This is a genomic window from Microbacterium oleivorans, assembly GCF_001691565.1.
Lineage (GTDB): Bacteria > Actinomycetota > Actinomycetes > Actinomycetales > Microbacteriaceae > Microbacterium > Microbacterium oleivorans_B.
The window spans coordinates 102570-116070 of sequence record NZ_MAYO01000003.1 but is presented as its reverse complement, the minus strand read 5'-3'; the positions used below and the strand labels follow the sequence as shown (position 1 = coordinate 116070).

The following is a 13501-nucleotide window of genomic DNA, read 5'->3' as shown; positions in this document are numbered from 1 at the left end:
AGCCCCGGTCCGCGAGGACCGGGGCTTCGTCGTAGGCGTCAGTACGATGCGGTCCCGAGGACGTCGCGCGGATAGAGCGCGTACCTCACCCCGTCCACCGTGAAGGCGGTGTGCAGGTGGGGCCCCGTGGAGCAGCCCGTCGAACCGACCGACCCGATGCGCTGACCGGCGGAGACGGTCTGACCGGTTCTCACCGAGAACGCGCTGAGGTGGGCGTACACCTGGACGATCTTGGTGCCGTCGACCGTCGAGGTGACGACGACCTCTTTCTGCTTCGACTTGTTCGGCGCCCACGACGGGCATCCCGACGTGATCCAGACTTCGCGAACAGACACGGTCCCGCCGCGCATCGCGTAGACCGGCGTCCCCGTCGGGGCGGCGATGTCGTCGCCGCTGTGACCCGAGTACGTCGTGAACGAGCCATTCGGGCGCAACGGGTACGCCCAGCCGTAGCGTCCCGGCACGGACGATCCGGCGACGGTGGCATCGGAGACCACCGGCATCCGCAAACTGGTCCAGACATCCTTGCCCTCGCCGTCCACCAAGCGGACGATGCCGTCGTTCCCGAGCCGCAGAGCGGTCGCTCCGAGGCCTGCGGACTTCGAGGACCACAGCGCGACGTCGTCCTCATCCACGAGCATGAGCTCGCCGTCGCCGGTGAACACCAGCGTCCCGTCGAGGGTGCCCGTCGTCTTGGCCGTTCGGACGAGGGCGTAGCCGCGAGTCACGGCCACGTTGCCGTCGCCCAGCATCTTGAAGGCGTATCGCCCGTCGGGTGAGGTGACCTGCACGCCGGTACGGAGCGTCGTTCCCGGCGTGATGGTGTCTCCGAGCGACCAGGAGATCTTCTTCGCGGCCGAGGTCTTCGTCACGGTCCGGTAGTCCTTCTTGCTCGCCGTGACCGACACGGTGACCGAGCGGCCCGCCGCCCAGGTCGGCACCCGCCAGCTGACGCCCGTCGCTCCGGTGACCGCACCGCCGTCGACGCGCCACTGCACGCGAAGCGTCGCAGAGGACGGCTGCCATTGCCCCGTCTGCACGGTCAGGACACTCCCGGCCTTCAGCGATCCGCTGACCGTCGGAGTCGGGGCAGCGGTGAACGCCGCGAAGACGGGCGTCCCCGCCGACGTCCGTTGCACCGTTGTGTAGCCGGATCGCGCGCCCGTGATGCGAACCGAGACGACCTTCCCGGCGTCGGCGGCTACGGGACGGTAGGTCCGAGCCGTCGCCCCGGCAAGAGGAGTGCCGCCGCGGAGCCACTGATACGAGAAGGCCACGGATCCCGGCCCCCAGGTGCCGGGGACGGCGGTGAGCGTCTCACCCACAGTGCCGGTACCGGAGATCGTCACTGCGCTGGGCACGGTGAGCACCCGAGGCACCGCAACGCCTGCACTCGTGCGAGAGACGGTGGTGTACCCGCCCTTCGCAGCGCTGACACGGACCGACAGTGCGCCCCCGGCGTCCGCGGCGACGATCTTGTACGAGGAGCCGGTGGCTCCCGGGATCGCCTTGCCGGCGCGGAGCCACTGGTAAGTGATGGTCGCGGGAGTCGGCTTCCAGGCCGCGGAGGCGACCTTGACGGTCGATCCTACGGAGACGGTCCCCGAGATCGACGGGGTCGGCGCCGAAGTGAAGGCCCGACCGACCGTGACACCCGCGGAGGTGAGAGCGACACCGGTGTATCCCGCCTTCGTGAGCGAGACACGGACGGTGAGTTTCCTGTCGAGATCCGCGGTCGTCGGGGCGTAGGTGTGGCGCGTCGCTCCCGCGATCGCTTTCCCGTCCCGCAGCCACTGCCACGCGAACGACACGGGCGCGGGCCCGAAACCCGGTGCCGACGCCGTCAGGGTCGAGCCGACCGTGGGAGCGCCTGAGACCGTGAGGCTTCCCCGCTTGAGCGTTCCTCGTACCACGGTCGCCGATGCGGCCGATGTCGTGCTCGTCGTCCGGTAGCCGCTCCGCGTCGCGGTCACCGTGACGGTGACACGCTTGCCGAGCGAAGCGGACGGGAGCGCGAACGTGCGGGAGGTAGCACCGGCCACGGCGCCGCCGTCGAGTCGCCACTGGTGCCGGAGCGTCGCCGTCGGAGCCCAGGTGCCGGCTGCGGCGCTCACCGTGCTGCCCACCCGCAGAGTCCCCGTGACGGTCGGCCGCGGCGCCGAGGTGAAGGACCGCGCCGGGGTCGGAGTGGGCGTCGGTGTGCGCGTCGCGGCCGGCGTCGGCGGCGGGGACGCGGCCGGGGCGCGCACGGATGCGGCGGACGCGGCGTTCGGCCCGGACACGAGCAACGCGAGAGTCGCCGCTGCGACGACGGCGAAGGAGGCGAGCCTCCGGGGCGATGTGCGGCGCACGGTTTCCTCCCGAATCGAACACGCGAGGAAGCACCCGCAATAGGTTGAAAATACCAGGTCAGAGGATTGTGACTCAACCGCTTGCGCGGAGACGGTCGGGCTGCTGTCAGCCGGCGACCGCGAACCCCCGCATGAGCGCCTCATCGCCGAACAGCGGCACGACGAGGCACACGCTGACGACCACGAACGTCACGATCGCCCCGACGAGCGGAATCCACCAGCTGAGCCTGCGGCGGGCGAGCGACCACCAGGCGAACCCTGCGGTCGCAAGCCATCCGACAGCGAACACCGTCGCCGCGATACCGCCCCACACAGCGCCCTGCGCGGTGTTGGTGAACTCGCCCTCCACGCCGGCCACCGTCATCCACGTCTTCGCGAACTCGGTGAAGTCGACCAACTGCGGGATCGCGCTGATCACCGTGATCAGCCCGTACATGAGCAGTGCGAGAGTGATCACGCGGTCCGCCGTCCGCGTCGGGCGCGCCGCAACGGTGGTCGCTGCGGCGGTCGGCGGATGCGGCGGCTCAACGGGTGCCACCGATTCGGGCGCGGGTTGCTTGATCGCTGCCCGCTGTTCCTCGGGCGTCGCGTACTCCCCGTACTGCGGTCGCGGTCGGGGCTCGTCACTCACGAGCGGTTCCGCCCCCCGAGAGCGCGCTCGTCGCGGCGGCCCTCGAGGTCCTGCCGCAGTTCCTTCGGCAGGGAGAACATGAGGTCCTCTTCTGCGGTCTTGACCTCGGCGACGTCGCGGTACCCCGCGCCGGCCAGGTCTTCGAGCACCTCGGTCACGAGGACCTCGGGGACCGACGCGCCGGAGGTGACACCCACGGTCTCCACGCCGTCGAGCCATTCCTGCTTGATCTCGTGGGAGTAGTCGACGCGGTAGGCAGCCTTCGCGCCGTACTCGAGCGCGACTTCGACGAGACGGACGCTGTTCGACGAGTTGGCAGAGCCCACGACGATGACGAGATCGGCATCCTGCGCGACCTTCTTGATCGCGACCTGACGGTTCTGCGTCGCGTAGCAGATGTCGTCGGAGGGCGGGTCCTGGAGATTCGGGAAGCGCTCGCGGAGGCGCCGGACGGTGTCCATCGTCTCGTCGACCGACAGCGTCGTCTGCGACAGCCAGACGACTTTGTCGGGGTCCTTCACCACGACGGTGTCGGCGTCCTCAGGAGAGTTCACGATGGTCACGTGCTCGGGCGCCTCGCCGGCGGTCCCCTCGACCTCCTCGTGGCCGTCGTGTCCGATGAGGAGGATCTCGAAATCATCGCGGGCGAACCGGACGGCCTCGCGGTGGACCTTGGTCACGAGGGGGCAGGTCGCGTCGATGGCCTGCAGACCGCGATCCGCCGCAGCGTTCACGACGGCAGGCGAGACGCCGTGCGCGCTGAAGACGACGTGCGCGCCTTCGGGGACTTCGTCGACCTCGTCGACGAAGATCGCCCCGAGGGACTCGAGCTCGGTCACGACGTGGATGTTGTGGACGATCTGCTTGCGCACGTAGACCGGCGCGCCGTAGCGCTCCAGCGCCTTCTCGACGGCGATGACGGCGCGGTCGACGCCGGCGCAGTACCCCCGGGGGGCGGCGAGGAGGACGCGCTTGTCGCCCTGGACGGGAAGGTCGACGAGCCGCCCGCGGGCTCCCGGGATACGGGGCATCGGCAGCGAAACGGCTGGTGAGGTCACCCCTCGATTGTACGAACCCCCGGCTGGGTGGGGGACGTGTAGACCAAGATGGATGTCCGTGACCACTTTCCAGACCGAGGCGGGGGCCGTCCCCCCACCGGATGCGGTGCACCCGCGGGAGTCCTCCCCCGAAACGCCCACGTCGGTCTCGCGACTCAATGAGACCATTCGCGACTTCGTGCAGAAGTGGGGTTCGGTGTGGGTCGAGGGCGAGATCACCGCGTGGAACCTCCGCGGCGGTCACGTCTTCGGGCGGCTGAAGGATGCCGGGGGCGACGGCATGCTCTCCTTCCGCATGTGGTCCTCGACGCTGCAGCGCACGCCCGGCGACTTGAAGGTCGGCGACCGGGTGATCGCGTGCGTCAAGGCGGACTACTTCACGAAGACCGGCGATTTCAGCTTCACGGTGTCCGCCATGCGCCACGTCGGCCTCGGCGATCAGCTCGAACGGCTCGAGCGCCTTCGAGCGACCCTACGGGCCGAGGGCCTGTTCGCGCCGGAACGCAAGAAGCCGCTGCCCTTCCTCCCCCACGTGATCGGCCTCATCACGGGTGAACGCAGCGACGCCGAGAAGGACGTCCACCGCAACGCCGAGCTGCGCTGGCCGCACGTGCGCTTCCGCACGATCCACGCCGCGGTCCAGGGCGACCGCTGCGTCCCCGAGACCCTCGCGGCGCTTCGAGCCCTCGATGCGGACCCCGAGGTCGACGTCATCATCGTGGCGCGGGGCGGCGGCGACCCCCAGACCCTCCTGGGGTTCAGCGACGAGAGACTGCTCCGCGCGGTGGCCGCGGCATCCACTCCCGTCGTCTCGGCAATCGGGCACGAGAACGACCACCCCCTCCTCGATGACGTCGCCGACCTGCGGGCGTCGACGCCCACCGACGCCGCCAAGCGCGTCGTCCCGGACGTGTCGGAGCAGCGGGCTCTGGTGCAGCAGCTGCGCAGCCGGGCGCGGACACGCCTCACACAGCGCGTCGCGCACGACATCGCCGCACTCGCGCAACTGCGGTCGCGTCCCGTGCTGCGAGACCCGGAATCGATGCTCACGAGCCGTGCGCAGGAGGTCGTCGCGCTCTCGTCGCGCGGTCGCGACGTGATGTCCAGACGATGGGATGCCGCGGCCCGCACGACGGCGGAGCTGCGTGCTTCCCTGCGCGCCCTCTCCCCCGGCGCGACCCTCGACCGCGGGTACGCCATCGCGCACCTCCCCGGCGGAGGCATCGTCCGCGATGCGCAGCAGGTACCTGCCGGCACGGACGTCGTGGTGACGGTCGGCCGGGGATCGTTCGCCGCACGGTCCGCCGGTGAGGTGGCGGAGACGGATGCGTCGGGCTCCGCGACCTAGGATGGAGAACATGACGAGCGACGCCGGGGACGTGTCGGCCCTCTCCTTCGAACAGGCCCGCGATGAGCTCGTGCAGGTCGTCGCGAAGCTGGAACAGGGGTCGCCCACCCTCGAGGAGTCGCTTTCCCTCTGGACCCGCGGCGAAGCGCTGGCCGCCCGCTGCGAGGAGTGGCTCCTCGGAGCCAAGCGCCGGCTCGATGACGCGCGACCCGACGGCGAGGCCGTGTCCTGATGGCGCGGCAGCGCATCGTCGCCGAACTGGGACGACCCGAGACGGCCGCGGAGACCGCGGCTCGCAAAGCGGCGTCGTCGGAGCGCTACCGGTCGAGCAAGACGTTCCGGAACCTCATCGCAGCCCTCATCGTGTGCCTCGGGATCGTCGCGGTCGTCTACCTCGGCGTCCCCCGCGGGACGCCCGCGGACATCCCGGAAGTCGACGTCGCCGCAGCAGCCGTGCAGGCCGAGAAAGCCGCAGGACACGGCGTCGTGATCCCCGAGGTCCCGGAGAGCTGGCGCTCGAACTCGGCACTCGTCGAGGGCGGTGAGTGGCGGATCGTCTATGCCCCCGCGCGCGGCTACGTCGAGGTCACGCAGTCCTTCAATGCCCCCGAGGGCTGGGTGTCCCGCGAGCTGGGCGGATTCGCGCCGACCGGCACGACGACGATCGACGCGATCGAGTGGGACGTCTACGAGCTCCCGAGCCCGGCCCAGAAGATCGACTACGCCCTGTCCACCACCATCGGCTCCGACTCGGTCATCATCGGCGTGTCCGAGTCCACCGATCGCGCAGCCGCCACGACGGTCGCCGAGAGCCTCGGCGACCAGATCCGCACCCTGCGAGAGGAGGCGCGATGAGCGCGAACCCGACCCCGTCCGACGTGTGGTCCTCGATGCTGGCCGGCAACCGTCGATTCGTCGCCGGAGAACCCCAGCACCCGCGTCAGGATGCCGAGCGCCGGCACGAACTCGCGCACGTCCAGCGACCGACCGCAGCGCTGTTCGGGTGTTCGGACTCGCGCTTGGCCGCGGAGATCATCTTCGATGAAGGCTTGGGCGACCTGTTCGTCATCCGCAATGCCGGACAGGTCATCTCGGACTCCGTGGTCGGCAGCCTGGAGTACGCCGTCGCCGTTCTGGGCGTGCCCCTCATCGTGGTCCTGGGGCACGACGAGTGCGGCGCGGTGCGTGCCGCGATCGAATCCACCTCCCCGGATGCGCCGGCTCTCCCGGCGGGCATCTGGCGCCAGGTGGCGCCGATCGTGCCCGCCGTCCGGCGCGTGCTGAAGGCCGCCCCGGGAACGACCGCCGCCACCGTCGACGCGGAGGAGGTCGGACGCGAGCATCTGCGCGACACGATCGCCGGCATCCTCCACTCCTCCGAACTCATCAGCGAGGCCGTCGCGGAAGGCCGCCTCGCCGTCGTCGGGGCGAACTACCGCCTGGCCGACGGAACCGCCGTACCCGACGTGGTCGTCGGCGAAGCCGGCTGACCCCTCCCTTTCCACCGCACCCACGCGAAACGAGGACGTGAACGACCATGACCGATGAGACCGAGTACCGCATCGAGCACGACACGATGGGCGAGGTGCGCGTTCCGAAGGACGCGCTCTACGCCGCGCAGACCCAGCGAGCGGTGGAGAACTTCCCCATCTCCGGGTCGGGCCTCGAATCGACGCAGATCGCGGCGCTGGCGCGCATCAAGAAGGCTGCCGCACTCGCCAACAAGGAGCTCGGCACCCTCGACGGCGCGATCGCCGACGCCATCGCCTGGGCTGCTGACGAGGTCGTCAGCGGGGCGTACGACGAGCACTTCCCCGTCGACACCTACCAGACCGGCTCGGGCACGTCGTCGAACATGAACATGAACGAGGTCCTCGCGACGCTCGCGACGCGCAAGCTCGGCGGCCCCGTGCACCCCAACGACCACGTCAACGCCTCGCAGTCGTCGAATGACGTCTTCCCGACGTCGGTGCACATCGCGGTGACGCAGGCCCTCATCGACGACCTCATCCCCGCCCTGGACCACCTCGCTGTGGCGCTCGAGGAGAAGGCCGAGGAGTGGAAGAGCGTCGTCAAGAGCGGACGCACCCACCTGATGGACGCCACCCCGGTGACCCTCGGTCAGGAGTTCGGCGGCTACGCCCGGCAGATGCGCCTCGGCATCGAGCGCGTCCAGTCCGTCCTCCCCCGCGTCGGGGAGGTCCCCCTCGGCGGCACCGCCGTCGGCACGGGCATCAACACGCCGCTCGGCTTCCCGCAGAAGGTCATCGAGCTGCTCGCGGCGGAGACGGAACTGCCCATCACCGAGGCGAAAGACCACTTCGAGGCTCAGGCGAACCGCGACGGCCTCGTCGAGGCTTCCGGAGCCCTCCGCACCATCGCCGTGTCGCTCACCAAGATCAACAACGACATCCGCTGGATGGGCTCGGGCCCCAACACGGGTCTCGGCGAGCTGCACATCCCCGACCTTCAGCCCGGCTCCTCGATCATGCCGGGCAAGGTGAACCCGGTCGTCCCCGAGGCCACCCTCATGGTCGCGGCCCGCGTCATCGGCAACGATGCGACGGTCGCCTGGGCCGGGGCATCCGGTTCCTTCGAGCTGAACGTCGCGATCCCCGTCATGGGCACGGCGCTGCTCGAGTCGATCCGTCTGCTCTCCAACGCGATGCGCGTCCTCGCGGACAAGACCGTGTCCGGTCTCGAGGCGAACGTGGAGCGCGCAGCCGCGTACGCCGGTATGTCGCCGTCGATCGTGACGCCGCTCAACAAGCTCATCGGGTACGAAGCCGCCGCGAAGATCGCGAAGCATTCGGTCGCCAAGGGCATCACCGTCCGCGACGCCGTCATCGACCTCGGGTACGTCGAGCGGGGCGAGCTCACCGAGCAGCAGCTCGATGAGAAGCTCGATCTCCTCTCGATGACGCACCCGGGTTGATAATCGGAGCGTGAACAGCGCCGCCGCACCACCGCGACGGGGCACGCCGGGGCTCGGGATATTTCTCGCCGTCGCCGCAGCGGGCCTCGTCGGCGTGGGTGCGGCGGCGTTCGTCGTGGTTCTGCTCGTCGCACCGGCGGCGGCGGGCTGGACAGCGCTGGCGTGGATCGTCGCGGCTGTGCCGGCGCTCGCGGGGATCGGCGTCGTGGGCTGGGCCGTGTTGGAGCGACGGAGTCTCGCTGCGGCGACGACGACCGACTCCGTCGAGGGTGCCTTCGAGACCCAGCAGCGGCTGCTCGACGACGTCCGGCATGAACTGAAGACGCCGATCACCATCGTCCGAGGTCACCTGGAGATGATGGATGCCGCCGACTCCGCCGACGTCGAGGCGATCCGCGCCCTCGGGATCGCGGAGCTCGATCGGATGACGCGGTTGATCGGCGACATCGACGTCCTCGCAGCGGTCGAAGGCGGACGGCTCTCCCGTGGAGACGTGGACCTCGCGGCGCTCACGCAACGGGTCTTCGAGATGGTGGGCGTGATCGGAGATCACGCCTGGCAGGTCGAGCAGTCGGCCGACGCCGTGGTCCGTGCGGACGGGGATCGCCTCCTCCAGGCGTGGGTGGCGCTTGCGGACAACGCCGCGAAGTATTCGCCGGCGGGGACGGCGATCGAGATCGGAAGCGCGGTCAATGCGGCCGGTGCCCAACTCTGGGTCCGCGATCACGGCCCCGGCATCCCTCCCGCCGTCCGCCACCGGATCTTCCGCCGCTTCGACCGTGGCGCCGGCAAGCGCCACATCGGCGGCTCCGGTCTCGGACTCGCGATCGTCGATGCCATCGCCAAAGCGCATGGCGGTCACTGCACCGTGGCGGACACGCCGGGCGGCGGTGCTACGTTCACCCTGGAGATACCTATCGGCACGCGGGGGGCGCTGCCGTCCCCGATCCGCGCCGGCGACGTGCTGCTGCAGCGAGAGGCCACCGAATGACACGCATCCTGATCGTCGACGACGAACCGCACATCGTCTCGCTCGTCTCGCGCGCGGTCCACGCCGAGGGCTACGAAGCAGTGGGTGTCGACGACGGCCCGGACGCGCTCGAGGTCGCCCTCGCCGGCGACATCGACCTGATCGTGCTCGACGTCGGTCTGCCGACGATGGACGGCTTCGATGTCCTTCGTCAGCTCCGCGGGGCAGGTCAGACGACGCCCGTCATCATGCTCACGGCGCGCAGCGGAACCCACGACACGATCGAAGGACTGGATGCCGGGGCGAGCGACTACGTGCCGAAGCCGTTCGCAGTGGCGGAGCTCATGGCGCGCGTGCGATCACGCTTGCGCGACAGTGCCGCGAACGCTCCCACGTCTCTCACTCGGGGCGATGTGACCCTCGACATCCTGGCGCGTCGAGCGACTGTGGCCGGTCGAGAGGTGGAGCTCTCGAGCCGCGAGTTCGCATTGGCTGAGCAATTCGTCCGGAATGCGGGCGACGTGCTCACCCGCGAGGTGCTCCTGAGCCGCGTGTGGGGATTGGACTTCGACCCGGGATCCAACGTCGTGGACGTCTACGTCCGGTATCTGAGGGCCAAGCTCGGCGCGGACCACATCGTGACCGTGCGCGGCGAAGGCTACCTCTGGGAATGACCCGGTGATGCGGGACACCCTCGGCCGTGCGGCCGGGGGTGTCCCGCATCGGAGACCGTTTCAGCTGAGTTCACCGGCCTCCAGCAGGTCTGTCACGAGCGCCGCGATCGCCGAACGCTCGGACCGCACGAGCGTCACATGGCCGAACAGATCGTGTCCCTTGAGGGTTTCGATGACGGACGCGATGCCGTCATGGCGCCCGACCCGTAGGTTGTCGCGCTGACCGACGTCGTGGGTCAGGACGACACGGGAGTTCTGCCCGATGCGGCTCAGGACCGTGAGGAGGACATTCCGCTCGAGCGACTGGGCCTCGTCCACGATGACGAACGCATCGTGGAGGGAACGCCCGCGGATGTGGGTGAGCGGCATGACCTCGAGCATGCCGCGCGCCACGACCTCCTCCAGGACGTTGCCCGTCACCACCGAACCGAGGGTGTCGAAAACCGCCTGACCCCACGGGTTCATCTTCTCCTGCTGATCCCCCGGGAGGTAGCCGAGCTCCTGACCACCGACGGCGAACAAGGGGCGGAAGACGATGATCTTCTTCTGCTGCTGGTGCTCGAGTACCGACTGGAGCCCCGCGCAGAGTGCGAGGGCCGATTTTCCCGTGCCCGCGCGCCCACCGAGGGACACGATCCCGACCTCGGGGTCGAGCAGCAGATCGATGGCGATGCGCTGCTCGGCCGACCGGCCGTGGAGACCGAAGACGTCGCGGTCGCCGCGGACGAGCTTGTACGACCCGTCGCCGGTGACACGGCCGAGCGCCGACCCGCGCTCCGAATGGATGACGAGACCCGTGTTGATCGGGAGGCCGCGCACGTCCTCGCTGACGCCGACCTCGCTGTCGTAGAGGTCGCTGACCTCGTCGCCGGACAGGTCGATCGATGCGATCCCCGTCCATCCCGAGTCGACGGCCTGCTCGGCGAGGTACTCCTCGGCGTGCAGGCCGAGGGAGGCGGCCTTCACGCGCATCGGCAGGTCCTTCGAGACGACCGTGACGGCCTGACCGTCCTGGCTCAGGTGCATCGCGACGGACAGGATGCGGGTGTCGTTGTCACCGAGTCGCATCCCCGCCGGCAGCACGGTCGGGTCGGTGTTCGTCAGCTCGACACGCAGGGTGCCGTCGGCGCCGACGGGGACCGGGAAGTCCAGCCGGCCGTGCTCGACGCGCAGTTCATCGAGGTGGCGCAGGGCCTGACGGGCGAAGTAACCGATCTCGGGGTCGTGACGCTTGCGCTCCAGTTCCGTGATGACGACGACCGGCAGCACGACGGAATGCTCGGCGAACCGGAACAGCGCGCGCGGATCGCTCAGAAGGACGGAGGTGTCCAGCACGTACGTGCGGAGTTCCTGGTCCTGAGCCGCCTCCCCGGACTCGTGCTGGTGACGCTGCTTCTCAGGTGCTCGTGTGGCCACAACCCACTCCCGCCCCGGGTGGGAACCCACCCGGCAGTCACGAGTCGACCAGGGGTCACGAGTCGTGAGAGGCCGACTCGAACAGGCGCTTTGCCCGTTGGGATGAACCTAGGGTCGCCCGGCGACACTGCACGGTCGCGACACGCCGCCGGATGTGTCCGACGCGTGAACTCTCCGCGTCAGCACGGGAGCAGACCCCTCATCCGCCGAAACGTCGGTCCCGGTCGCCGAAGTCTCGGATCGCGCGGAGGAAATCCACCTCGCGGAGGTCGGGCCCGAGGGCTTCGACGAAGTAGAACTCGCTGTGCGCCGACTGCCACAACAGGAAGTCGCTCAAGCGCTGCTCCCCCGAGGTCCGGATTACGAGGTCGGGATCCGGCTGCCCGCCCGTGTAGAGGTGCTCGCCGATCTGCTCGGGAGTGAGACTCTCCGCGAGCTCGGTCAGCGACCCGCCCTTCTCGTTGTGCTTCGCGATGATGCTGCGAACCGCGTCGACGATCTCACCTCGGCCGCCGTAGCCGACCGCGAGGTTGACGTGGAGACCCGTGTTCTCGCGCGTCCGCTCCTCTGCGGTCCGAAGCCCCGCAGCGAGGTCGGGCGGCAGGATCTCGGCGCGGCCGACGTGCTGAACCCGCCAGCCGGGTTCCTGCGAGAGGGTCTCGGCGAGATCGGCGATGATCTCGATGAGGTCGGTGAGTTCCTGCGAATCGCGCTTGACGAGGTTGTCGGTGGACAGCAGGTAGAGCGACACGACCTGAATGCCGAGCTCGTCGCACCACCGCAGGAACTCGTGCATCTTCGCGGCGCCCGCGCGGTGGCCGTGGGAGACCGTCGTGAACCCGAGCTGCCTCGCCCACCGGCGATTGCCGTCGATCATCATCGCCACGTGATGCGGTACCGTCCCCGCCTCGATCTCCCGTCGGAGCCTCGAGCTGTACAGGCGGTAGAGCAGCCCGCGGCCTTGAGTCGAGGATGCGCGGGTCACAGGGATACGCTACTCCGACCGCGCGCGGGGAGCGGGATGAGGCCGTATTCAGCGCTCGGTATGGCGGCGCGCGTAGGCTCGGGAACGTGACCCGACACCTTTCCGACGACGGGGCCGAGATGCCCCAACTGCCCCTCCTCGAAGCGGCAGCAGTCGACGATCAGGTCGAGCTGCGTCCGACGTGGCGCGGGTGGATCCATGCCGGAACGTTCCCCGTGGCCGTCGCCGCAGGGATCGTGCTGATCACTCTGGCGCAGGGCGCTCCCGCCAAGTGGGCCGCTGCCGTGTTCATGGCGACGTCACTGCTGCTGTTCGGCAACTCCGCGCTGTATCACCGCTTCGATTGGGGCCCGCGGACCAAGATCGTCCTCAAGCGCATCGACCACGCCAACATCCTGCTGCTCATCGCCGGGACCTACACGCCGATCGCCACGCTGGCGCTCACTCCCCCTCAGGGGACCTTGCTGCTGGTCCTGGTGTGGTCGGGCGCCCTGCTCGGCATCCTCTTCCGCGTCTTCTGGATCAACGCGCCGCGCTGGCTCTACGTCGCCCTGTACCTGCTCCTCGGCTGGGCCGCCGTGATGTACCTCGGCGATCTGCTGCGGGCGAGCATGGCCATGATGGTGCTCGTGATCGCCGGTGGTCTGCTGTACACGGGCGGCGCGATCGTCTACGCCCTCAAGCGCCCGAACCCGTGGCCGGGGCATTTCGGCTTCCACGAGATCTTCCACGTCTGCACGGTCCTGGCGTTCCTGTGCCACTGGGCCGCGTGTCTGCTGATCTCGCTCTCTCCGCTCAGCCCCTCGTTGGGCCTTCCGGGTTGACGTCGCTCTGACGGCTCGTGCCGTCGTCCCCACCGTCGTCGTCCGCGGATCGATCGCCCCGGGCGGCCGCCTCCTCGGCATCGAGCATCTCGTTGACGTCCGTCCGGTACTGCGCGCGACGGATGCGGCGCAACATGTCGATCGCGAGGAGGACGATCACGATCGCCACGACGGCGATCGCGATGAAGCCGGCGACGCCGGGCGTCACCGACTCAGCCGGCGGTCCCGTGGGTGTGGGGGACGGTCCCGTCGGGGTGGGTGACGGGATGGCGGCGAGCCATCGCAGATCCGGCATGTGACCTCATTCCT

At 69.4% G+C, this 13501-nt stretch carries 14 protein-coding genes; 8 read left to right on the top strand and 6 right to left on the bottom strand.

Features of this window, described 5'->3' with window-relative positions:
• Positions 1-38: 38 nt before the first annotated feature.
• The 3 genes from BBA86_RS14750 to BBA86_RS03230 all read right to left on the bottom strand — a co-directional run bounded on the left by BBA86_RS14750 (position 39) and on the right by BBA86_RS03230 (position 4013).
• The gene (locus BBA86_RS14750; protein ID WP_317614746.1) at positions 39-2351 is read right to left on the bottom strand and encodes a peptidoglycan DD-metalloendopeptidase family protein; all 2313 of its coding nucleotides are present in this window, start codon (positions 2349-2351) and stop codon (positions 39-41) included.
• A gap of 106 nt (positions 2352-2457) precedes the next feature.
• On the bottom strand, positions 2458-2982 hold the full coding sequence (locus tag BBA86_RS03235) for a DUF6264 family protein (protein ID WP_065570262.1): 525 nt from the start codon (positions 2980-2982) through the stop codon (positions 2458-2460).
• Positions 2979-4013, bottom strand: coding sequence for a 4-hydroxy-3-methylbut-2-enyl diphosphate reductase (locus tag BBA86_RS03230; RefSeq protein WP_065570261.1), 1035 nt, complete (start codon positions 4011-4013; stop codon positions 2979-2981). The genes BBA86_RS03235 and BBA86_RS03230 overlap by 4 nt, the downstream gene beginning before the upstream one ends.
• Positions 4014-4092: 79 nt before the next feature.
• Here BBA86_RS03230 and xseA point away from each other — a divergent pair, with 79 nt between their 5' ends.
• Genes xseA through BBA86_RS03195 form a run of 7 tightly spaced genes read left to right on the top strand, consistent with a single transcriptional unit; the run spans position 4093 to position 9967 of the window.
• Positions 4093-5388: an exodeoxyribonuclease VII large subunit gene (xseA, locus tag BBA86_RS03225; protein WP_411267688.1), complete on the top strand. Its 1296-nt coding sequence runs from the start codon at positions 4093-4095 to the stop codon at positions 5386-5388.
• A 10-nt stretch (positions 5389-5398) separates the two neighbouring features.
• The gene (locus tag BBA86_RS03220) at positions 5399-5620 is read left to right on the top strand and encodes an exodeoxyribonuclease VII small subunit (protein WP_065572159.1); all 222 of its coding nucleotides are present in this window, start codon (positions 5399-5401) and stop codon (positions 5618-5620) included.
• On the top strand, positions 5620-6243 hold the full coding sequence (locus BBA86_RS03215) for a DUF4245 family protein (RefSeq protein WP_065570260.1): 624 nt from the start codon (positions 5620-5622) through the stop codon (positions 6241-6243). Before BBA86_RS03220 ends, BBA86_RS03215 begins: the two co-directional genes overlap by 1 nt.
• Positions 6240-6878 carry a carbonic anhydrase gene (locus tag BBA86_RS03210; RefSeq protein WP_065570259.1) on the top strand — a complete coding sequence of 213 codons (639 nt, stop codon included), beginning with the start codon at positions 6240-6242 and terminating at the stop codon, positions 6876-6878. Before BBA86_RS03215 ends, BBA86_RS03210 begins: the two co-directional genes overlap by 4 nt.
• A 47-nt stretch (positions 6879-6925) precedes the next feature.
• Positions 6926-8323, top strand: coding sequence for a class II fumarate hydratase (locus BBA86_RS03205; RefSeq protein WP_065570258.1), 1398 nt, complete (start codon positions 6926-6928; stop codon positions 8321-8323).
• A 10-nt stretch (positions 8324-8333) separates the two neighbouring features.
• Positions 8334-9314 (top strand): sensor histidine kinase, encoded by a 981-nt coding sequence (locus BBA86_RS03200; protein WP_065570257.1) that lies wholly within the window; start codon positions 8334-8336, stop codon positions 9312-9314.
• Positions 9311-9967: a response regulator transcription factor gene (locus BBA86_RS03195; RefSeq protein WP_065570256.1), complete on the top strand. Its 657-nt coding sequence runs from the start codon at positions 9311-9313 to the stop codon at positions 9965-9967. The genes BBA86_RS03200 and BBA86_RS03195 overlap by 4 nt, the downstream gene beginning before the upstream one ends.
• Before the next feature lie 60 nt (positions 9968-10027).
• On the opposite strand, the gene BBA86_RS03190 is transcribed toward BBA86_RS03195, so the two are convergent.
• Both BBA86_RS03190 and BBA86_RS03185 read right to left on the bottom strand, forming a co-directional pair.
• Positions 10028-11383 carry a PhoH family protein gene (locus tag BBA86_RS03190; protein WP_065570255.1) on the bottom strand — a complete coding sequence of 452 codons (1356 nt, stop codon included), beginning with the start codon at positions 11381-11383 and terminating at the stop codon, positions 10028-10030.
• Between the two features lie 199 nt (positions 11384-11582).
• Positions 11583-12368 (bottom strand): isoprenyl transferase, encoded by a 786-nt coding sequence (locus BBA86_RS03185; protein ID WP_065570254.1) that lies wholly within the window; start codon positions 12366-12368, stop codon positions 11583-11585.
• 119 nt (positions 12369-12487) lie between these two features.
• Here BBA86_RS03185 and trhA point away from each other — a divergent pair, with 119 nt between their 5' ends.
• Entirely contained in the window at positions 12488-13192 is a 705-nt protein-coding gene (gene trhA, locus BBA86_RS03180; RefSeq protein ID WP_065570253.1) for a PAQR family membrane homeostasis protein TrhA, read from the top strand.
• Here the strand turns inward: trhA and BBA86_RS03175 are convergent.
• Entirely contained in the window at positions 13164-13487 is a 324-nt protein-coding gene (locus tag BBA86_RS03175) for a hypothetical protein (RefSeq protein WP_065570252.1), read from the bottom strand. The two genes, trhA and BBA86_RS03175, sit on opposite strands and share 29 nt — an antisense overlap.
• Between the last annotated feature and the right edge of the window lie 14 nt (positions 13488-13501).